Origin of the sequence: Streptosporangium longisporum, from assembly GCF_039534895.1 — a bacterium.
Classification (GTDB): domain Bacteria; phylum Actinomycetota; class Actinomycetes; order Streptosporangiales; family Streptosporangiaceae; genus Streptosporangium; species Streptosporangium longisporum.
On the sequence record NZ_BAAAWD010000030.1, the window covers coordinates 53,001 to 73,386 of the forward strand.

At 73.2% G+C, this 20,386-nt stretch carries 16 protein-coding genes and 1 tRNA gene; 4 read left to right on the forward strand and 13 right to left on the reverse strand.

Annotation, left to right across the window (positions count from 1 at the left end):
* Positions 1 to 887: 887 nt before the first annotated feature.
* The gene (locus ABD832_RS39735; protein ID WP_344907281.1) at positions 888 to 2,387 is read left to right on the forward strand and encodes a cellulase family glycosylhydrolase; all 1,500 of its coding nucleotides are present in this window, start codon (positions 888 to 890) and stop codon (positions 2,385 to 2,387) included.
* A gap of 135 nt (positions 2,388 to 2,522) precedes the next feature.
* Here the strand turns inward: ABD832_RS39735 and ABD832_RS39740 are convergent, their stop codons facing one another.
* The 3 genes from ABD832_RS39740 to ABD832_RS39750 form a co-directional block, all read right to left on the reverse strand.
* Positions 2,523 to 3,740 carry an ROK family transcriptional regulator gene (locus ABD832_RS39740; protein WP_344907284.1) on the reverse strand — a complete coding sequence of 406 codons (1,218 nt, stop codon included), beginning with the start codon at positions 3,738 to 3,740 and terminating at the stop codon, positions 2,523 to 2,525.
* A gap of 339 nt (positions 3,741 to 4,079) precedes the next feature.
* Complete coding sequence (locus ABD832_RS39745; protein WP_344907287.1) at positions 4,080 to 4,343, reverse strand: NUDIX hydrolase; 264 nt, start codon at positions 4,341 to 4,343, stop codon at positions 4,080 to 4,082.
* A 3-nt stretch (positions 4,344 to 4,346) separates the two neighbouring features.
* Positions 4,347 to 4,442, reverse strand: a tRNA-Sec gene (locus ABD832_RS39750).
* 88 nt (positions 4,443 to 4,530) lie between these two features.
* Here ABD832_RS39750 and selD point away from each other — a divergent pair.
* Positions 4,531 to 5,583, forward strand: coding sequence for a selenide, water dikinase SelD (gene selD, locus ABD832_RS39755; RefSeq protein WP_344907291.1), 1,053 nt, complete (start codon positions 4,531 to 4,533; stop codon positions 5,581 to 5,583).
* Between the two features lie 159 nt (positions 5,584 to 5,742).
* On the opposite strand, the gene ABD832_RS39760 is transcribed toward selD, so the two are convergent.
* The 9 genes from ABD832_RS39760 to ABD832_RS39800 form a co-directional block, all read right to left on the reverse strand.
* Complete coding sequence (locus ABD832_RS39760; RefSeq protein WP_344907293.1) at positions 5,743 to 6,366, reverse strand: maleylpyruvate isomerase family mycothiol-dependent enzyme; 624 nt, start codon at positions 6,364 to 6,366, stop codon at positions 5,743 to 5,745.
* Positions 6,367 to 6,440: 74 nt separating this feature from the next.
* On the reverse strand, positions 6,441 to 7,670 hold the full coding sequence (locus ABD832_RS39765; RefSeq protein ID WP_344907296.1) for an RNA polymerase sigma factor: 1,230 nt from the start codon (positions 7,668 to 7,670) through the stop codon (positions 6,441 to 6,443).
* A complete protein-coding gene (locus ABD832_RS39770; protein WP_344907331.1) occupies positions 7,667 to 7,981 on the reverse strand; it encodes a YciI family protein in 315 nt (104 codons plus the stop codon). Before ABD832_RS39770 ends, ABD832_RS39765 begins: the two co-directional genes overlap by 4 nt.
* Positions 7,982 to 8,058: 77 nt before the next feature.
* Entirely contained in the window at positions 8,059 to 9,192 is a 1,134-nt protein-coding gene (gene nrfD / locus ABD832_RS39775) for an NrfD/PsrC family molybdoenzyme membrane anchor subunit (protein ID WP_344907299.1), read from the reverse strand.
* Between the two features lie 17 nt (positions 9,193 to 9,209).
* Positions 9,210 to 10,049 carry a 4Fe-4S dicluster domain-containing protein gene (locus ABD832_RS39780; protein WP_344907334.1) on the reverse strand — a complete coding sequence of 280 codons (840 nt, stop codon included), beginning with the start codon at positions 10,047 to 10,049 and terminating at the stop codon, positions 9,210 to 9,212.
* Between the two features lie 4 nt (positions 10,050 to 10,053).
* A complete protein-coding gene (gene fdh / locus ABD832_RS39785; protein WP_344907304.1) occupies positions 10,054 to 13,239 on the reverse strand; it encodes a formate dehydrogenase in 3,186 nt (1,061 codons plus the stop codon).
* Positions 13,240 to 13,351: 112 nt separating this feature from the next.
* A complete protein-coding gene (locus ABD832_RS39790; protein WP_344907306.1) occupies positions 13,352 to 13,855 on the reverse strand; it encodes a flavin reductase family protein in 504 nt (167 codons plus the stop codon).
* Positions 13,855 to 15,084: a styrene monooxygenase/indole monooxygenase family protein gene (locus tag ABD832_RS39795; protein ID WP_344907310.1), complete on the reverse strand. Its 1,230-nt coding sequence runs from the start codon at positions 15,082 to 15,084 to the stop codon at positions 13,855 to 13,857. The genes ABD832_RS39790 and ABD832_RS39795 overlap by 1 nt, the downstream gene beginning before the upstream one ends.
* 95 nt (positions 15,085 to 15,179) lie before the next feature.
* Positions 15,180 to 16,298, reverse strand: coding sequence for an AraC family transcriptional regulator (locus ABD832_RS39800; RefSeq protein WP_344907313.1), 1,119 nt, complete (start codon positions 16,296 to 16,298; stop codon positions 15,180 to 15,182).
* A gap of 312 nt (positions 16,299 to 16,610) precedes the next feature.
* On the opposite strand from ABD832_RS39800, the gene ABD832_RS39805 reads away from it, so the two are divergent.
* Positions 16,611 to 17,636: an aldo/keto reductase gene (locus tag ABD832_RS39805; protein WP_344907316.1), complete on the forward strand. Its 1,026-nt coding sequence runs from the start codon at positions 16,611 to 16,613 to the stop codon at positions 17,634 to 17,636.
* Here the strand turns inward: ABD832_RS39805 and ABD832_RS39810 are convergent.
* Positions 17,608 to 19,821, reverse strand: coding sequence for an amylo-alpha-1,6-glucosidase (locus tag ABD832_RS39810; RefSeq protein WP_344907319.1), 2,214 nt, complete (start codon positions 19,819 to 19,821; stop codon positions 17,608 to 17,610). The genes ABD832_RS39805 and ABD832_RS39810 overlap by 29 nt on opposite strands.
* A gap of 201 nt (positions 19,822 to 20,022) precedes the next feature.
* Between ABD832_RS39810 and ABD832_RS39815 the strand changes: the two genes are divergently transcribed.
* Positions 20,023 to 20,256: a zinc-ribbon domain-containing protein gene (locus ABD832_RS39815; protein ID WP_344907322.1), complete on the forward strand. Its 234-nt coding sequence runs from the start codon at positions 20,023 to 20,025 to the stop codon at positions 20,254 to 20,256.
* Positions 20,257 to 20,386 lie beyond the last annotated feature (130 nt).

Sequence of the window (20,386 nt, forward strand, 5' to 3'; positions counted from 1 at the left end):
TTAGTCAAGCGTCTTTCCGGGCGGACCGCCGACGGCGATGGCACCTGGGTGAAAGCGGGGCCGAAAAAGCGAGGCGGGGCCGGCGTCGAACCTCTCCGGCAGGCAAACAGCCTGCTCAGGAGCACCGATTCCGACTCCGGCACCGGAGCGGCCACGCCGATGGCCGAGGTGGTGGCCGCCGAGCAGGAGAGCCGTGGTCCCTGCTGTGCGGGGCACGAGAGGAGGCCGTCCGCCGGAGCTCCCGCTGGACGGCGGGAAAGCAGACCACGCTCGCGATGGCGAAACCAGGCCAGGTCACGGCAGGCACGTCGGGGCGATGATGCCGGCCGGGCCACGGCCTGCCGTCGCCGTGACATGGCGGACCGACCGCTCCAGCAGCGCTGATTCCCCGGATCGCCTTTGTGGACGGCCCGGCCGATCGCGGCGAAATCGGCGGCGGCCGAACGGAGCCGCGCGCGGCCGGACCATTCGCCCTGAAACTTTCACGACCGTTGACTTATTTAAGTCAACGAATTAACAATGCTCAACATCGTTCGAGAGGACACCATCCGCCATGCCCATGAAGACGCCATGCACGTTCACTCGTGCAGCCGCTGGATTCGCCGCGTTCACAGTGGTCACCGGTCGCTCCTCGTCCGGAGGCGCGCCGGGACAGGCGGCCGGAGCGTCGTCCGGAGCCGGTGGCCCGGCGGAGTCCTCGGAGCCTCTGGTCGTGTACCACCGTTGCGTCAGGTGACATGCCTCGCCCGATCCGAAGGCGCGTGGCCGTTCTTCCGACATCGACCCGGCGGCGGTCGAGGCCGCCGGCGAGGCCCCCGCCTACGACCACCGGATCCAGTCCTGAGGCGGCAGATCTCCGGATCCACAAGGGAGAAAAAGGGAAATCCATGAAACATCGCATCGCGTTGGCCGCGGCGACGGCCGTCGGCCTTGCGGCCGTGGGTGCCGCACTCCTGAGCCCGCCCGCCTCCGCCGCCGACAGCGGCTGCTCCGTGAAGTACAAGGTCGCCGGCCAGTGGCAGGGCGGCTTCCAGGGGGACGTCTCAATCACCAATCTGGGCGATCCGCTGACCGGCTGGACGCTGGAGTTCGACTTCCCCGACTCCGGACAGGGCGTGAGCAACGGCTGGAGCGCCGACTGGTCACAGTCCGGCGCGCACGTCACCGCCAAGAGCCTCGGCTGGAACTCCGATGTGGCCACCGGCGCCTCGGTGTCGGTCGGCTTCACCGGCAAGTGGAGCGGCGACAACCCCGTTCCCACCGTCTTCAAGGTCAACGGCGTCACCTGCGACGGCCAGTCCCCCAGTCCCAGCCCGTCGCCCACCCCCACCCCGAGCCCGTCGCCCACCCCCAGCCCTGATCCCGGGGGCCCGGCACCGCAGTTGCACGTCTCCGGCAACAAGATCGTCACCGCCGGCGGCAAGCCGTACCGGCTGCTGGGTGTCAGCCGCTCCAGTGGAGAGTACGCCTGCGTCCAGGGCAAGGGGACGTGGGACCACGGCCCGGTGGATCAGGCTTCGGTCGATGCGATGAAAAGCTGGAACATCCACGCCGTCCGCATCCCGCTCAACGAGGAGTGCTGGCTCGGCACCAACGGCTCGCCCAGCGGTGCCGCCTACCAGCAGGACGTCAAGGACTACGTGAACCTGCTGGTCGCCAACGGCATCACGCCGATCCTCGACCTGCACTGGAACTGGGGACAGTTCACCGGCGTCTCCTGGGCGTGCACCGACACCACGGCGACCTGCCAGAAGCCGATGCCCGACGCCACGTACGCCCCGCAGTTCTGGACCGGTGTCGCGAAGACCTTCAAGGGCAACGACGCGGTGGTCTTCGACCTGTTCAACGAGCCGTGGCCGGAGTACGGCACCGGTGACACCACCTCGGGCTGGAAGTGCCTGCGCGACGGCGGGAACTGCCCCGGCTTCTCCTACGAGGTCGCGGGGATGCAGAGCCTGGTCGACGCCGTCCGGGCGACGGGGGCGACCAACATCGTCATGGTCGGTGGCCTGGCCTGGTCCAACGACCTGAGCCAGTGGCTGCAGTACAGGCCGAACGACCCGACCGGCAATCTGGCCGCCTCGTGGCACTCCTACAGCTTCAACTACTGCTCCAACGAAGCCTGCTGGGACAGCCAGATCGCCCCGCTCGCCGCGAAGGTCCCCGTGGTGACCGGTGAGTTCGGCGCGGACGACTGCGGCTACGACTACATGGACCGGCTCACCAAGTGGGCCGACAAGAACGGCGTGTCGTACCTGGCCTGGACCTGGAGTCCCTGGGGCTGCACCCAGGGCGCGGTGCTCATCAAGGACTGGAACGGCACACCCGAGCCCGGCATCGGTGCGGGCTACAAGGCACACCTGCTCACCCGGAACCCGTACGCGTGACCACCTGTCCCGACCGCGGATGATCGCGCCGGGCCCAGCCATCGGACCCTGGTGGCTGGGCCCGTCCGGCGAACGGCCGTCACGGAGCCCGCGCATCGACGACGACGGCGTCGCGGTCGTCACCGAGTTCGCCTGTCAGGCCCTTACGTCCAGCCGCAGGGAGGCCAGCTCGCTTTGCAGGACGAGTACGGCACCGCCGATCGCGGCCGCGTCCGATCCGCTGACCGAGGTGACCACCCGCACCGGGTGCGCCCGCCGGGCGAAGGTGCGCCGTTGTACCTCTTCTTCGATCACCGACTGGTAGATCGGCCCGGCCGTGGCGAAACTGGGGCCGGCGAGCACGATCAGATCAAGGTCGAACAGGCTCATCATGGTGACGGCGGCGGTGCCGAGGTGACGGGCGGAGCGCTCGATGAGGTTCCGTGCCGTCGGGTCTCCGGCGATGGCGGCGGTCGCGATCTGCGCGAATCCGGTCAGGACGTCGGTGGCGGCAGGACTGAGCCCCAGTTGCCGGCCGAGGTTCGACTCCTCCAGCGCCTGGCCGATCACGGCGGCGGGCTCCGCGTAGTTCCCGAGGCAGCCGTAGTTGCCGCAGGCGCAGGGGGCTCCGTTGATGTCGATGGTGATGTGGCCGATCTCGACACCGTTGGAGGAGATGCCGCGGTACACCTCGCCGTCGACGACCACGCCCCCGCCGAGTCCGCTGGCCATGTAGAGGCATCCGAAGGTGTCCTGCTCCAGCGCGCCCAGCCAGTGCTCTCCGATCGCCGCGGCCGCCGCGTCGTTGTCGAGCAGCACCGGCTGGCCCAGGATCTCCGACAGGCGCGGCACGACCGGGTATCCGAACCATTCCGCGGTCGGCTGGTGAGTGAGCAGCACGCCCGTTCCCGGCTCTTGAGGTCCGTAGGTCGCCAGCCCCACTCCGAGCACCTTGCCCCGGTCGACTCCGGCGGTGTCGAGCAGGGCGTCCACTCGCGAGGCCACCAGTGAGAGGGCCTGCTCGGGAGGTAGTAACGCCGTACCGGGAAACGAGGTTCTCGCCACCTGCCGGCCCGTCAGATCGACGATGACGATGACGCAGATGTTGCGTTCGAACAGGATGCCCACGGCGTAGCGCGCATGTGGATTGAGCTGCAGCAGCGTCGGAGGCTTACCACCGGTCGACGCGCCGCGCCCGACCTCGAGGACCAGCCCCAGGTCCATGAGCTCACGGACGACCTGGGTGATGGTCGCCGCCGTGACCCCGGTACTGGCGGCGAGCTCGACCCGGCTGATGGTGCGCGCCTTGCGGATGCTGTTGAGCACGATGCCGCGGGTCTTCGGCCTCCCGGCCCCGATGGGGCTGGTCGCCATTGGGCCTCCTTGGAGCCACCGATCGGCCACAGGTCGTGAGGTTGGGTGGCCGGCGTGTCTCGTGTGATTCAGCGACGACGGTTCATTCATCGATCAATGAACCATCCTTTCATCGTCCCGTGTGGTTTGTTGTATCCGGCCACGCTGCCGACGGTGGCGGCCGCTGTGGGATCGACCTCGCCGCAGGTCTGTCTCGACCACCGTCGTCATCCCGCCGGTCAGCGGCCTGGCCGCTGCTCTGCGTCCACCGGACGGCGCATCCGTTGGTCGCCGAGGTGCCGGCCGTCACGGTGACCTCCGTACATCTGGCGCATGACGCGCTTGGTCCTGGTGCTGGTATCAGGCCCGTCCCGGAAGCCCGCTCTCCTCGTTCCCCGGCTCACCGTCGAAGAGGCGCCAGAGCAGGGCTCCCTGGCCGGACTGCAGGACGTGCCCGTGTTCCAGGGGGATCCAGAAGCACTCGAAGCGGATGGGCCGGCCGGTGCCGTCGTGGTCCTCACTGCTCGTCCACCGCTCGGGGGTGTCCTGGTGGAGGGCGAGCAGGAAGACGTGGCGGCGCTGGATCTCGGGACGGTACGGGCCCCGGGTCGTGCGCGTTCGCACGGGTGGCGGAGGTGGACGGGAATCGAACCCGCCAGGCCGGGAGACCCGGCCTCGTCGGTTTTGAAGACCGCGGGGGCCACCAGGCACCCGGACACCTCCGGGGGAGAACATACTCCCCGGCGGGTATGGGCACCGAGGCGGCATGCCGGACGGCGGCGTGCCCGGGCCCGTCAGGGGTGGATGCGGCATGACGGATACCGAGGCGGAGCGGCGCTCTCCTCTCACCGCGGGCGGCGCGGTACGGCTGACCCGGTACGCGCACGGCGGCGGCTGCGCGTGCAAGATCCCTCCGGGGGAGCTGGAGGCCGTGGTCGCGGGCCTGCTGGAGGAGCCGGACGGGCCGGGCGGGCATCCGCCGTTCAACGCCGAGCTGGTCGTCGGGCTGGACGACGGCGACGACGCCGCCGTGGTCCGCATCGAGGGCGGGCGGGCGATCGTGGCCACCGCCGACTTCTTCACGCCGGTGGTGGACGACGCCCGCGACTGGGGAAGGATCGCCGCGGCCAACGCCCTGTCGGACGTCTACGCGGTCGGCGGGGAGCCGCTGGTGGCGGTCAACCTGCTCGGCTGGCCGCGGGAGGTGCTGCCGATGGAGCTGGCCAGGGAGGTGCTCCGCGGCGGCCTGGAGGTGGCGCGGGCGGCGGGCTGCCACGTCGCGGGCGGTCACAGCGTCGACGACCCCGAGCCGAAGTACGGCATGGCGGTGACCGGGCTGGCCGACCCGGAGCGGCTGCTGCGCATCGACCGCGGCCGGGCGGGCCTGCCCGTCTCGCTGACCAAGCCGCTGGGGATCGGCGTGCTCAACACCCGGCACAAGGCGACCGGTGAGGTCTTCCCGCAGGCGATCGCCACGATGACCGCGCTGAACCGGGACGCCTCCCGCGCCGCGCTCGCCGCCGGGGCCGGGTGCGCCACGGACGTGACCGGGTTCGGCCTGCTGGGCCACCTGTACAAGCTGGCCAGGGCGAGCGGCGTCACCGCGGTGGTGGACGTGGCGGCCGTGCCGTACCTGGAGGGTGCCCGCGAGGCGGTGCGGGACGGCCATGTCAGCGGGGGCACCCGGCGCAACCTGGCGTGGGTCCACCCGCACCTCGACCCGGGCCGGGCCGGTGAGGAGGACCTGCTGCTGCTCGCCGACGCCCAGACCTCGGGCGGCCTGCTCGTGGCGGGAGAGATCCCCGGCGCCCCCGTGGTCGGCGAGCTCGTCCCGTTCGACGGCGCGGCCCTGCGGCTGCGCTGACCGGTCACCGCCCCGGACGGCCACGCCCCCGGCAGATCGGGTACCGGCCGGACGGAGCCGCCCGTTCGGGTGCCGGGCGGACAGGGCCGCCCGTCCGGGTGACGGCCGGTGGCCGCGCCGGACGGGCGGGACACGGCAGGGACGGGACCGCGAGAGGACTCAGGCGGCGGTGAACCGCGCGGCCGGTTCGCCGCCGAGCCGTCCGGCCGGCAACCTCCGGCCGCACATGACCAGCGTGAAGTCCTGGGCGGCCCCGTACAGCGGCGTTCCCGACCCGAGGGTCCAGTCGAGGTCCTCGGCACGCAGCTCGATCCCGTCCAGGTCGACGCCGAAGCGCCTCCGGCTCTTCTCCGGGGTGAAGCCCGGCAGGATCATGCGCAGCCGTTCCCCGGGGACGCGCCGGTCGATCCCCAGCGGGACGGTGATGTCCAGGCCGTGGACGATCTCGTGGGTCAGCGTGACCTCGTATCCGTTGCCCGGCGGCTTCCAGGGATGGTTCGCGTTCTGCGTGAGCTGGTCGACGAGCTCCGCGGCCGTCAGGGTGGCCGCGTCGCGCCGGGCGTACCGGTCGGCCATCCTGTTGAAGTCGCCCCGCGCCCTGACCAGCCCGGCGAGCACCTTGGGCAGGGAGTGGCGGAACGGCATCGTCATGTGCGCCACGACCTCCCGCACCCGCCACCCGGCGCACAGGGTGGGCGCGTCCCACGACCGGTCCGGCAGCCCGGCGAGCACGGCCGCCAGCTCGCGGCGCTCCGCGGCGATCGCCTTCCTGACCTCGTCCATCGGTTGTCCTCTTTCCCTCGGAGACCCGTTCGCCCCACCGACGAACGGGCCCGGCCCCGGCGGACACCCGGGGCTCACCCGATCTCGGCCAGCCTGCGGGTGAGGTAGCGCCGCTCGGTGCCGGTGGGCGCCAGCTCCAGCGCCTCGCGGTAGGCGCCACGGGCCTCGGCGGTACGGCCGAGGCGGCGGAGCAGGTCGGCGCGGGTCGCCGCCAGCAGGTGGTACCGGGCCAGCGCCCCCGACGCCGCCAGCGCCTCCACCAGTCTCAGCCCGGCGGCCGGTCCGTCGGCCATCGCCACCGCCACCGCCCGGTTCAGCTCCACCACCGGCGAGGGCGTCAGGTGCGCCAGCCGCCCGTAGAGCGCGGCGATCTGCGTCCAGTCGGTGTCCGCCGGATCGGCCGCCTCCATGTGGCAGGCCGCGATGGCGGCCTGCACCTGGTACGGGCCCGCCCGGCCGCGCCGCAGCGCGCCCTCCAGCAGCGCCACACCCTCGGCGATCTGCGCGGCGTCCCACCGGCCGCGGTCCTGCTCCTCCAGGGGCACCAGGTCACCGGCCTCGTCCAGCCGGGTGGCGCGACGGGCGTCGTGCAGCAGCATCAGCGCCAGCAGGCCCGCCGCCTCGGGCTCGTCCGGCATGAGACCGGCCAGCACCCGGGCCAGCCGGATCGCCTCGGCGCTGAGGTCGCGCCGGAGCAGGTCCGTGCCCGCCGTGGCCGAGTAGCCCTCGCCGAACAGCAGGTACAGCACGGCCAGCACGGCGGGCGTGCGCTCCGGCAGCAGGTGCGCGGGCGGCACCCGGTACGGGATCCCGGCGTGCCGGATCTTCCGCTTGGCCCGGACCAGCCGCTTGGACATCGTCTGCTCGCCGGTCATGAACGCCCTGGCGATCTCGGCGGTGGTCAGCCCGGCCAGGGTCCGCAGGGTGAGGGCGACCCGGGCCTCCAGCGCCAGCGCCGGGTGGCAGCAGGTGAACATCAACCGCAGCCGGTCGTCCGGCACCCCGCTCTCGTCACCGGGTTCCGGTTCGTGTGACAGGGCGGCCACCTCCCGTAGCTTGGCGGCGCCGACCGTACGGCGGCGCAGGGTGTCGACGGCCCGGTTGCGGGCGGCCGTGGTGATCCAGGCGCCGGGCCTGCGCGGTATCCCGTCGCGGGGCCAGCGCAACAGCGCCTGGGCGAAGGCCTCCTGCGCGCTCTCCTCGGCGAGGTCCCAGTCGCCGGTCACCCGGATGAGGGTGGCGACCACCTGGCCCCATTCGTCGCGGAACGCGCGGGAGACCGCGGCCTCCACCTCCGCCGTCATGACGGCAGGAGCGGCCGGATCTCGATCGTCCCGTAGCCCGCGGCCGGGTGTCTCGCGGCGATCTCGATGGCCTCGTCGAGGTCGGCGCACTCGATCAGGCAGTATCCGCCGATCTGTTCCCTGGTCTCGGCGAAGGGGCCGTCGGTCAGCAGCACCTCGTCGTCGCGGACCCGTACCGTGGTGGCGTCGGCGGGTGGTCTCAGCCCGCCGCCGCCCCGCAGCACGTTGCGGCGCCGCATCTCCTCGGCCCATCCGTCGCAGCCGTCCATCGCGTGCTCGGCGGTGGACTCGTCACCGCAGATCAACAGCATGTACTTCACACGTCCTCCTCCGCGTACGGCTCCTCGTGAACACGACGAACGGGAACGCCGCGAAAGGACGGTATCGCTCAGATCTCCGCGTTCTCCCCGTTCTCACCGCGCGCCGCCTCCTGCCGGGCGGCCTCCAGCCGTTCCCGCTGGGGCACCACCGTGTACTTCGGGTCGGCGGCCGAGGCCTTTCCGGCCCTCAGCACGCCGAAACGGGTGCACAGCGCGCCTCCGGTGAGGGCCAGGCCCGAGAGCGCGGTGAGCGTCCGGCCGCGTCCGGCGACCGGGGCCAGCAGGGCTCCGGCCACCGTGAGGACGCGGGCCGCCCGCATCAGGCGGCCGGAGACGCCCTGCCGGTACGGCTCGCCGAGCATGCCGAGGCGGCGTTCCATCACGGCCCCGGCGACGGTCTCGACGGTGGCGCCCAGCACGGCGGCGGCACGGGCCGGGCCGGCGTCCCGGAGCGGGGTGGCCAGCATGCTCGCGGCTCCCGCCCCGGCCAGCGCGCTCCCGGCGAACAGGAACGGCAGCTCGCGGTGGGCCTCGTGCCAGGCGGGCACGGCGGTGTCGGCCACGAGCACGGCGGTGTAGGTCGCCATCAGCGGGCCGGTCAGCACGGCCACCAGACCGGCCGCGTCACCGGTCGCGGGCAGGAGCGTCACCGCCCGGGACGGCAGCGCCGCGACGAGCCGGGCGCGCAGGGCCGCGACTCCCGCGACCCCCGCGGCCCCCGCGGCCCCCGCGGTCCGGGAGGGCGAGGGGGCGGGCCGCGTACCGGACAGGACGGCGGCGAGCCGGGCGGGCAGGGCCGCGGCCAGCCGTGAGGGCGGCGGGCCGGAGGGCGGCCGGCGCGGGGTGACCAGCGCGGAACCGGCCGCGAGCGCCGTCAGGCCGCTGTGGACGGCCAGCACCCAGGAGCCGACGCTCATCGGCGAGGTGGGCTTGAAGACGCGCAGCATGTTGAGGAACCGCTCGGGCCTGCCGAGCTCGGCGACCAGGAAGGCGGCACCGCCCGCGGCTCCCCCGGCCGCGACGAGCCTGGCGGTGAGCGCGAGCCGGTCGCGGCCGGTGAGCGTGGCCATGGCCGCGAGCATGGACGCGGCCCCGGACGTCCCTCCCAGGTACAGGTAGACGGGCATGTGGGGTTCGTGCCAGATCGGCGACTTGATGACCGGCTGCCCGTAGTAGGAGCGGAACTCCGCCTGCGGGACCATCGCCTCCTCGCCGCGCCTCATCGCGACCGGCCCGGGAACGAGCGCGAGCGGCCCAGGAAGGAGATCGCGACGGCCCCGGCCATGGAGAGCGCCGCCCCGGCGGCCCACCCCCACATGGCCGGGAGGTCCCTGGTGGTGACCACCGGGTCGGGTGGCAGGCCGTACACCTCGGGCTCGTCCATCAGCAGGAAGAACGCCCCGTCCCCGCCCACGCCGTCGCCGGGGTCGGCCCCGTACAGGCGGGCCTCGGAGCGGCCGCCGGCGTGCAGGTGCTCCAGGCGCTCGGCGGCGCGGGCCCGCAGTTCGTCCAGCGGCCCGAACTGGATGGAGTCGGTGGGACACACCTTGGCGCAGGCCGGTTCCAGCCCGCCGAGCTGGCGGTCGTAGCACATCGTGCACTTGAAGGCCCGGCCGTCACCCTCCCTGCGGTCGATCACCCCGTACGGGCAGGCGGGCACGCAGTAGCCGCAGCCGTTGCAGACGTCGGCCTGCACCACCACGGTCTCGAACTCGGTGCGGAACAGCGCCCCGGTCGGGCAGACGTCCAGGCAGGCGGCGTGCGTGCAGTGCTTGCACACGTCCGACGACATCAGCCAGCCCTCGATGTCCTCGAACCCGCCGTTCGACGCGGCCCCGTCCGATCCGTCCGGTCCACCGGGTCCCCGGCCGTCCCGCGCCCGGCCCGGCTGCTCGATGAAGGCCACGTGCCGCCAGGTGTCGGCCCCCAGGCTGCCGGTGTTGTCGTAGGAGGTGGCCCGGAAGACGAACCCGTCGTCGGGCACGTGGTTCCACTCCTTGCAGGCGACCTCGCACGCCTTGCAGCCGATGCAGATGCTCGTGTCGGTGAAGAACCCCATCCGCTCAGCCACGGCGGTACTCCTCGATCAGGTCGAGCAGGGCCCGGCCGGTGGGACGTCTGCCGGGCCGCAGGTCACAGGTCATGGCCTTGCTCTCCTGGATGTAGACGTTCGGGTCGAGCACGAGGGGCATCAGGTCGTTGACGGTGTCGCCGGTCACCAGTCCCCCGCTGCCCCAGCCCCAGTGGTACGGCAGGCCGATCTGGTGGACGGTCCCGCCCTGCAGCCGCAGCGGCCGTACCCTGCCGGTCACCAGGACGCGCGCCTCGATCGCGGTGCGGCTCGTCACGATCGTCGCCCAGCCCCCGTTGACCAGCCCCAGCTCGGCGGCCAGCGCCGGGGAGACCTCGCAGAACAGCTCGGGCTGCAGCTCGGCCAGGTAGGCCAGCGGCCGGCTCATGCCGCCCGCGGTGTGGTGCTCGGTGAGCCGGTAGGTCGTGAGCACGTACGGGAACCGCGAAGAACCCGGCGGGTTGTAGGGGCTCTCGGGCCGCTGGTACGTCTGCCGGCCCGGGTTGGCCTGCTGGCCGTACAGCGGGTTGCGCACCGGGGACTCGTGCGGCTCGTAGTGCGCGGGCAGCGGCCCGTCGGCCAGGCCCGAGGGGGCGAACAGCCAGCCCTTGCCGTCGGGCTGCATGATGAACGGGTCGGTCCCGGCAAGCGCCGCCTCGGCGAGCGCACCCTCGGGCGGCCGGTAGCCGGGCGGCTTGTCCCGCTCGAAGTCCGGCACGTCGTGGCCGGTCCACTCCCCGCGCTCGGCGTCCCACCACACGTAGGCCTTGCGCTCGCTCCACGGGCGGCCCTCGGGGTCGGCGGAGGCCCGGTTGTACAGGATGCGCCGGTTGGCCGGCCAGGCCCAGCCCCACTCGGGGGCCACCCGGTCCTGCTCGCCGCGGGGTTTGCGCCGGGCGGCCTGGTTGACCTCGTCGGCGTAGACCCCGCAGTAGATCCAGCAGCCGCACCTGGTGGAGCCGTCGGGTTCGAGCTCGGTGTAGGCCGACAGGGCCCGCCCGTCCGGGCCGGTGCCGTTGATCTCGCGCAGCACGGCGTCGGCCGACGGTTCGGCGTGCTCGCCCTCCTCGGGGTAGTCCCAGGTGAGCTCGCGCAGCGGCCGGTCGATCTCGTCGTCGGTGATCCGCTGCCTGATCCGCTTGCCGAGGTGGTAGTAGAACGACAGGTCGCTGCGGCAGTCGCCCGGCGGCTCGACGGCCTTGTGCCGCCACTGCAGCAGCCGCTGGGTGTTGGTGAAGGTGCCCTCCTTCTCCACGTGGCTGGCGGCGGGCATGAAGAACACCTCGGTGGCGATGTCCTCGGTGCGCATCTCCCCGGTCGCCAGGTCCGGGCCGTCCTTCCAGAACGTGGCCGTCTCCACCAGGGTCAGGTCGCGCACCACCAGCCAGTCGAGGTTGGCCAGGCCCAGGCGCTGGGCACGGCCTCCCGAGGAACCCACGGCCGGGTTCTCGCCCACCACGAAGTAACCCTTGACCGTGCCGTCGATCTGCGCCATCACCGTGGTGAAGTGGCCGTGGTCCCCGGTGACGCGCGGCAGGTGACCGAAGCAGAAGTCGTTCTCGGCGGTGGCGGCCTCGCCCCACCACGCCTTGAGCAGGCTGACGGTGTAGGCGCGCTTCCTGCCCCAGAAGCCGGTGTCGGCCCCGACGTTGGCCAGGTAGTCGTCCAGCCCCCCGTGGCGGTGGGCGTGCGGCATCGGCAGGTAGCCGGGCAGCAGGTTGAACAGGGTGGGGATGTCGGTGGAGCCCTGGATGCTGGCGTGGCCGCGCAGCGCCAGGATGCCGCCGCCGGGCCTGCCGATGTTGCCCAGCAGCAGCTGCAGGATCGACGCCGCGCGGATGTACTGGGCGCCGACCGTGTGCTGGGTCCAGCCGACCGCGTACGCCCAGGCGGTGGTGCGCTCGCGGCCGGAGTTGGCGGTGATCGCGTCGGCGAGCTCGGCGAAGTCCTCCGGGCGGATGCCGCACAGTTCCTCGACCAGCTCGGGGGTGTAGCGGGCGAAGTGCCGCCGGAGGATCTGGTAGACGCACCGGGGGTGGCGCAGCGTCGGGTCGGACGGCGGCCTGGACGAGGCCGGGGCGCCGCCCGAGCCGTACTGGTCGCCACCGGCCGCCGCGGAGTGGTGCCGGCCGCCCTCCAGGTGCTCGCCGCCCCCGGACGCCTCCTCGCCCGACCCCTCGTACGACCAGCTCGCCGGGTCGTAGGCGCGCGTCTCGGGGTCGAAGCCGGAGAACAGCCCGTCGAGGTCCTCGGTGTCCCCGAAGTCCTCAGAGATGATCGACGAGGCGTTGGTGTAGGCCAGCACGTACTCGCGGAAGTCCAGCTCGCGGGTGAGGACGTGGTTGATCAGCGCTCCGAGCAGCACGATGTCGCTCCCGGCGCGGATCGGCAGGTACCGGTCGGCGATCGCGCTGGTGCGGGTGAAGCGCGGGTCGATGTGGAACACCTTCGCCCCGCGCGCCTTGGCCTCGACCACCCACTGGAAGCCCACCGGGTGGCATTCGGCCATGTTGGAGCCCTGGATGACGATGCAGTCGGACTCGGCCAGATCCTGCTGGAAGTCCGTGGCACCGCCACGCCCGAAGCTGGTCCCCAGACCGGGGATCGTGGAGGAGTGTCAAATACGGGCCTGGTTCTCCACCTGGATCGCGCCGAGGGCGGTGTACAGCTTCTTCATCAGGTAGTTCTCTTCGTTGTCCAGCGTCGCCCCGCCCAGGCTGGCGATGCCCATGGTGCGCCGGACCGTCCTGCCCTCGTGCTCCTGCTGCCAGGTCGCCCGCCGGGTCGCCACGACCCGGTCGGCGATCATGTCCATCGCGGTGTCGAGGTCGAGCCGCTCCCAGTCGGTGCCGTGCGGGCGCCGGTAGAGGACGTGCGTCTGCCGGCCGGGGTGGGTGACGAGCTGCTTGCTCGCCGCCCCCTTGGGGCAGAGGCGGCCGCGGGAGATCGGCGAGTCGGGGTCGCCCTCGATCTGGGTGACGCGGCCGTCCTTGGCGTAGACGAGCTGGCCGCAGCCGACCGCGCAGAACGGGCAGACCGACCGGGTGACGGTGTCGGCCTCCTCGGTGCGGGGCCGCAGCGCGTCGGTGCGCGCCGAGCGTGCGGCGTCGCTCCTGCCGTCCTCTCCCCTGAGCTGGCGGATCACCGGCCAGCGGGAGATGAACCTCCCCGGTCTCACGGGGGCCGTTCTACCCCGGCCGGCCCGCCCTAACCGCCCCGTGTCGCCCGGCGTCGCCCCGGCCCGATGCCCGCGCCCGTCCTTGCGGGCGCGGCCACGGCCCGGTCCCGCCCTACCCGGCCATGGCCGCGCCGGACATCGCCTCCCTGCGGGCTACGGAGAAGGCCCCGTAGCTGCCCGAGTGGAAGACCAGCGGCTCACCCGGTGCCCCCCGGAAGTGCTCGACCTCCCCGACGAAGATCAGGTGGTCGCCGCCCTCGTACGTGGTCACCGTGCGGCAGGCGAAGTGGGCGAGGGTGCCCGCCAGCACCGGTACCCCGCCCGGGGTCAGGACGGTCTCCACCCCGGCGAACTTGTCGGGCAGCGGTGTGGCGAACCGCCGCGACAGGTGCTCCTGACCGGCGGCCAGCACGTTGACCGCGAACCGGCCGGCCTCGGCGAAGGCGGGCGCGCTCGGGGCCCGCCTGGACAGGCACCACAGCACCAGCGGCGGGTCGAGCGAGACCGAGGTGAAGGAGTTGACGGTGACGCCCAGCCGGTCGCCCCGGCCGGTGGCGGCGGTGACCACCGCCACCCCGGTGGCGAACTGCCCGAGGGCGTCGCGGAGAGCCCTCATCACGCCGCGTCCCGCTCGGCCCGCGCCAGGTACTCGGCCGTGCCGGCCGGGTCCAGGAACCAGCCGGCGAAGTCGGAGGGGTCGTCGAAGCCGTTGACGAAGCGGGAGGCCACCTCGGGCAGCCTGTCCGCGGCGCCCAGGATGTCCACCACGTGCGGGGGCGGCGGGGCCAGGAGCGCGTTCGTCCAGGTGGTGGCATGCTTCGCGTCCTGCCAGTAGCGCTCGAAGACCTGCGCCATCCACGCCGCGTCGAACGGGCGCCCGCCGCGCTCCAGGATGCTCTCCAGGTACGAGGCGGCGCACTTGGCGGCGTTGTTGGCGCCCTGCCCGGTGATCGGGTCGTTGAGCACGACCACGTCCGCCACCCCCAGGACCGCCGCCCCCGACGGCAGCGTGGCCACCGGCCTGCGCACGACCGGGGTGAAACGGCCGGACAGCACGCCGCCCTCGTCGGTGAGCTCGACGTCCGCGCAGCGCTCCGCCTCCCAGGGCAGGAACGTCTCCAGCACCCACCGGCTCCTGGCCAGGTGCTCGGCGGGGGTGCTGACGTCGGCCCAGCAGTCCATCGGCCCGCCGGGGACGCCCTCGAACACCATGATCTCGCAGGGGCCGGTGGCGGTGAGCGCGGGGAAGACGAAGTACTCGCCGACCCCGGGGACCACGTTGAAGCAGACCGCGGAGTACTCGGGCCGCGGTGCGAGACCGTTGACGTAGGTCAGGGCCAGGGCCCGCTGCGGGGCCCGGTACGGCGAGCGCGGCGCGTCCCGCTCGAAGAGCGAGGAGATCGGCCCCTTGCCCGCGGCGACCAGGACCAGGTCGTACTGGGCGGCGTAGTCCTCCAGGTCGTCCACGCCCGCGTCCTGGATGACGATCTTGCCGCCGAGGCGTTCCACCTCGGCCATCCAGGCGGGCATCTTCAGCCGCTGGTCGACCGAGCGGGCGGGGGTGTCCAGCCGGGCCGCCCAGTGGAGGGCCGGGCCGTCCGGGCCGGCCATGGCGAACTGGATGCCCTCGATCGGCGGGCACTCGCCGGACCACAGGTCCAGGCCGAGGGCCCGCTCGTGGCCGAGGGCGGTGCCGAACATGGCCTGGCTGGAGGTGACCCGGCCGTCGCGGATCTCCTCGGGGGTGCGGTTGGAGACGACGGTGACGTCGTAGCCGTTCCGCAGCAGGCCGAGAGCGAGGTGGAGGCCGGCCTGACCGGCGCCGACGACGAGGATTCTGCGCATGATGACGTGTCCTTCGCGAGAAGTGGGAGGGAGGGGAACGATCGAGCGGCGCCTGAGAGAACGGTATGCCGGACGCCACATCCCCTGCCATCCGCTCAGCGCGGGTTACGTCCGTCTGGCGCGGAGTTCCCGGCGGCGTTCCAGGCGTTCCCGATGTTCCTGACGTTTCCGGCGTTTTTGGCGCCGTCGCCGCCGGTGTCGCCGCCGCGCAGCGTCTGCGACGGGGCCTGGCCGTGGCGTGCGCGGTACATCGCGGCGAACCGTCCCTGGTGCAGGAAGCCCCACCGGGCCGCCACGCCGGTCACCGTGCACCCGGCCGGATCACCGGCCGCCAGCTCGCGGTGGACGCGGTCCAGGCGTACGTCCCGGAGATAGGCCATCGGGGTCAGGCCGAGGTGGCGGCGGAACCCCTCCTGCAGGGAACGCCCGCTGACCGCCACGGCGCGCGCCACGTCGTCGGTCGTCAGCGGCAGGTGGGCGTACTCCTCGATGTGACGCATCGCCCCGCGTACCACCTTGGGCACGGCGGCGGGGCGGGGCGCGGTCAGCCGGTCCCGGTAGTTGGACGGCTGCCCGGTCAGCAGGGAGGCGATCAGCGCGTTCTCCAGGTGGGCCACGGCCAGCGGCTGCGCCGCCATCCCGTCACCGTGCTCGGCCTCGTCCACGATCAGGTCGACCATGGCCTTCCAGGCGCGTGCCCAGCCCGCCGTCATGTCCATGCCCAGGTCGAAGACGACCGGCCGGTCGAGCGGTTCCCCGAGCATCCGCTCCACGGCCCCCTCGACGGCGGGGCGGTCGAACTTCACGATCAGCTGGGGGCAGCCGGCCGCCCAGCGCATGTCGAGGTGTTCCGTCGGCGACGGCAGCGAGGCCGTCCGGGGCGTCGACACGATCTCCTGACCGCCGCACCGGATCAGGCTCCGCCCGGCCAGCGGGATCTGCACCAGGAAGAAGGACTCCAGCTCCCCCGGCTCGATGCGGACGTCCGCCCCGTAGTCGAGGTAGTTGACCCGCACCGAGCCCAGCCGCGCCGAGTTGAGCCGCGCGGACAGCCGGGAGGCGTCCCCGGTGAGCTCCAGCCGGTGGGGGCAGAACACCGCGGCCACCCGCTCGCGGGCCTCGTCGAGATCCCCGGTGTCGAAGACCGGACTGTTGCCGAGCGGTACCCGATCCCGCGCCTCGTCCATCGACGCCTCCGCCTCCGTACCCGTCACATGCCCATCTCCGCACCGAACGGGCGTGCCGTCCACGCAGAAATGCACAGAACCGTGGCCGGATCCGGACGGAGGGCCGGAGGAGATCGGCCGGCGCACGGCCGGGACGCGGGTGACGCACGGCCGAGACGCGGGCGGGGACGGGATCGGGACATGGAAGGCACGCGGCCGGGACGCGGGCGTGCGGAAGGCCGTGCGGCGCGCGGATCCGGCGGCGCGGGCGGGTCCTCACCGCTCCTGCCTGCGTGAACGTCGCGGACGTGACCGGACCCGGCCGCGGGTGGCCGGGCGGCGGCTGGCAGGATCGGGGCCGTGAACCATCGCACGCTCGGTCGCACCGGCATCCAGGTCAGCCCGCTCTGTCTCGGCACGATGATGCTCGGAGCGTGGGGGAACACCGATCACGACGAGTGCGAACGCATCGTCGGCACCGCGCTCGACGCGGGCGTCAACTTCATCGACACCGCCGACGTCTACGCGTTCGGCGAGAGCGAGACGATCGTCGGCAGGGCCGTCAAGGGCCGCAGGGACGAGGTCGTGCTCGCCACGAAGTTCCACAACGCCATGGACGACTCGCCCAACCGGCGCGGCAACTCCCGCCGCTGGATCATGCGGGCCGTGGAGGACAGCCTGCGCCGCCTGGACACCGACTGGATCGACCTGTACCAGGTCCACCGCCCCGACCCGCGCACCGACATCGACGAGACCCTCGGCGCCCTGTCCGACCTGGTCCGCCAGGGCAAGGTACGGGCGATCGGCACCTCGTCCTTCCCGGCCGAGGAACTCGTCGAGGCCCAGTGGGTCGCCGAGCGCCGCAACCGCGAGCGGTTCTCCACCGAGCAGCCCTCGTACTCGATCCTCGCCCGGCACGCCGAGGCCGCGGTGCTTCCGGTGGCCGAGCGCTACGACCTGGGGGTGATGGTGTGGAGCCCGCTGAACGGCGGCTGGCTGACCGGCAAGTACCGCCGTGACGCGCCGCTGCCGACCGGCTCCCGCGCCTCCCGCAACGGCGACCACTTCGACTTCAAGGCCGAGGAGATCCGCTCCCGCAAGCTCGACGTCACCGAGAGGCTGGCCGTGCTGGCCGACGAGGCGGGCATCACGATGATCCAGCTCGCGCTGGGCTTCGTGCTCTCCCACCGGGCGGTGACCTCGGCGGTGATCGGCCCGCGCACGCTGGAGCAGCTCACCAGCCAGCTCGGGGCCGACGAGGTACGGCTCTCCCCGGACGTGCTGGACGCGATCGACGAGCTGGTCCCGCCGGGGACGAGCATCAGCCCCGCCGACGTCGGGTACGCGCCTCCCGCGGTCACTGAGGCCGCGCTGCGCCGCCGCTGACCCCGCTGCCCCCGGAGAGCCCGGAGAGCCCGGAGACCCCTGCAGGTCCCGGCACCACGGAGAGCCCGGCGGGCAGGCCGGTGACGACGGCCTCGCCAGCCCCGTCGACGGACGCGGTCACCGGCTCCCCCGCGACCCGCAGCCCGCTCAGCGAGACCGCCCCCAGCGGGGCGCCCGCCAGGGGTTCCAGCAGCACCCGGCCGCCGGGCACGTCGGGACGGAGACCGAGCGCGGCGTGCGCCAGCGTGACCGCGGCGGCGGCCGACCACGCCTGCGGGCGGCAGGCCGCGGGGTAGGGCACGGGCCGCCCGAGCGCGGCCCGGTCGTCGCCGCCGTACAGCTCGGGCAGCCGGTGGCCGAACGCCTCACCGGCGGCCAGCAGCCCCTCGGCCAGGACCGCCGCCTGCGCGGCGAACCCGCCCCTGGCCAGCCCGGCGACCGCGATCGCGGTGTCGTGCGTCCAGACCGACCCGCAGTGGTACGACAGCGGGTTGAAGCCGCCCGCGTCCGCCGACATCGTGCGCAGCCCGAAGCCCCCGGCCAGCTCCGGGGTCACCAGCAGATCGGCGACGCGGGCCTCCTCGGCCTCGTCGAGCAGGCCGGTGCCGAGCAGGTGACCGATGTTGCTGGTCAGCGCGTCCACCGGGTGCCCGCTTCCGTCCAGGGCCAGGGCGGGGAACCGGCCGTGCGGGCCGTCCGTCCAGAACCGCTCCCGGAAGCGCCCGGCCAGCGCGGCGGCGTACTCGCGGTGCCGGTCGGCCCCGGGCCGGCCGAACGCCTCCAGCAGGTCGGCGCCGCAGCGGGCCGCCCGGTGGGCGTACCCCTGGACCTCGGCAAGCGCGATCGGCGGCCGGGCACGGTGGCCGTCGTGGAAGCGCAGCGCGTCACCGGAGTCCTTCCAGCCCTGGTTGGCCAGGCCCAGGCCACCGGGGTCGGCGTACCGGACGAATCCGTCCCCGAGGGGGTCGGCGTGCTCGGCGAGCCAGCCGAGGGCGGCCTCCAGGTGGGGCAGGAGCGCCGCGATCTCCGAGGCGGGCGCACCCCAGCGCCAGGCGTCGTGCAGCAGGTGGATCCACAGCGGCGTGGCGTCGATCGTGCCGTAGTAGACGGCGGGCAGGCGCAGGCCGTCGCCCCCGGCCGTGAACGCCTCCCGGCGGAGCTCGTGCATGATCTTCCCCGGCGCCTCGCCCGAGCCGGGGTCCGGGCGCGTTCCCTGGCGGCGGGCCAGCACGCGGAGGGTGCCGAGGGCCAGCTCGGTGCCCAGCGGCAGCAGCATCCGCGCGGCCCAGAGGCTGTCGCGCCCGAACAGGGTGAGGTACCAGGGCACTCCGGCACCGAGGAAGGCGTCGGCCGGGACGGCGGGCTCGGCCAGCCGGAGCGAGCGCAGGTCGTCCAGGGACCGTTCGAACAACCGCTCCAGCCGGGGGTCGGTGGCGACGAGCCGGGGTTCGTCCCGCCCCGCCGCCCACTCGGCGGGGCGGGACGGCGCGACGACCACGGCCCGCGGATCGTGCGCCGCGACCCGCCAGCGGAACGTGACGCGGCCGCGGGGCTCCAGCACGACCGTCCGGCACAGGTACGCCGCACGCCCGTCCCCGGCGACCTCGGCGCGCGCGCCTTCACCGGTCGCCGTCACCCGGACGCCGTCGCGGCTCCAGGTGATCTCGCCGGGGGCGGTGATCCCGGCCGTGATCTCGGCGGGCCCCGTCGCCTCGCCGGACTTCACCGTGTCGATCGGGGCGAGGTCGCAGCCCAGCTCCAGGGTGATCATGGCGGAGACGGGGACCTCGGCGGCGGAGACGATCTCCACGCGTTCCCGCATGCCGCCGGGCACGACCTGCCGGACGCGCTCGATCCGTACCGTGGGGTCGGGGGTGGGGTCCCCCAGCCACCGGGCCAGCGTGACGAACCCCGCGCCGCCCGATCCCCGCAGGGCGTGGCCGACGGTCTCGGGCTCGCGGCCGTCGACGGTGAGGACGGCCCGGGACAGGACGCGCCGGTCCGCGTGGAACACCCCCTGGACCCCGGCCGGGCGGATCTGCCCGTCGTCGCCGCTCAGCGCGACCGTGGGGGCCGCCACCACGGCGACGAGGTCGTGCAGGAGCGGCTGGAGGCGACGGGCCGCGTCGAGGCCGGGGACGGGGGCAGGGCGGGGAACGACGGGGGGCGGGGCGTCGTCGAGCACGACTGGGCTCCCTGGGGGTCGGGTCGGCGGCACACGCGACAGAGGGCGGCGGGGGTCGTCGCGGCACGTCCCTTTCGTGGAACGATCCATCCATTACACCCGGTCCACCCGCTCCGGTCCAGCGAGAGTCCGCTCTGACCTGCGGATACGCCGATCCGACGGATGAAGGCATACCCACCCGGAACGGGGTAGTCCTTAGGGATGTTCTTCATCTTCGGTCTCCGTACCGCTCTCCACCGGCTCGGCGTGCTGACCCGCACCTGTCCCAACTGCGGCAACACCGCGGCCCAGATCCTGACCAAGCGGGTCACCAAGTTCAGCCTGTTCTTCATCCCGCTCTTCCCGGTCCGGACCCGGTACGAGACGCAGTGCACGTTCTGCGGCGCCGCCTACGGTGTCTCCAGGAGCGAGGCGGACCAGCTGGCGGTGCGCTGAGCCCGGCCGCCCGGACCGCTTCCCCGCCCTGGGCGCCCACGCCGGCGACCCGATCGTCGATGATGGGCGGACGTCACCGCGCGCCCGGGCCGGTCCGACCGTCGAAGGGCTCGCCCGGCACGCCCCCCTC

Coding starts and splice junctions, on each gene's coding strand:
- ABD832_RS39795 (WP_344907310.1), bottom strand. CDS start 15,084: ATGCGCAGAATCCTCGTCGTCGGCGCCGGTCAGGCCGGCCTCCACCTC.
- nrfD (WP_344907299.1), bottom strand. CDS start 9,192: ATGGTCCCGCAGGCGGAGTTCCGCTCCTACTACGGGCAGCCGGTCATC.
- selD (WP_344907291.1), top strand. CDS start 4,531: ATGACGGATACCGAGGCGGAGCGGCGCTCTCCTCTCACCGCGGGCGGC.
- ABD832_RS39765 (WP_344907296.1), bottom strand. CDS start 7,670: ATGACGGCGGAGGTGGAGGCCGCGGTCTCCCGCGCGTTCCGCGACGAA.
- ABD832_RS39735 (WP_344907281.1), top strand. CDS start 888: ATGAAACATCGCATCGCGTTGGCCGCGGCGACGGCCGTCGGCCTTGCG.
- ABD832_RS39740 (WP_344907284.1), bottom strand. CDS start 3,740: ATGGCGACCAGCCCCATCGGGGCCGGGAGGCCGAAGACCCGCGGCATC.
- ABD832_RS39790 (WP_344907306.1), bottom strand. CDS start 13,855: ATGAGGGCTCTCCGCGACGCCCTCGGGCAGTTCGCCACCGGGGTGGCG.
- ABD832_RS39760 (WP_344907293.1), bottom strand. CDS start 6,366: ATGGACGAGGTCAGGAAGGCGATCGCCGCGGAGCGCCGCGAGCTGGCG.
- ABD832_RS39780 (WP_344907334.1), bottom strand. CDS start 10,049: ATGGGGTTCTTCACCGACACGAGCATCTGCATCGGCTGCAAGGCGTGC.
- ABD832_RS39815 (WP_344907322.1), top strand. CDS start 20,023: ATGTTCTTCATCTTCGGTCTCCGTACCGCTCTCCACCGGCTCGGCGTG.
- ABD832_RS39770 (WP_344907331.1), bottom strand. CDS start 7,981: ATGCTGTTGATCTGCGGTGACGAGTCCACCGCCGAGCACGCGATGGAC.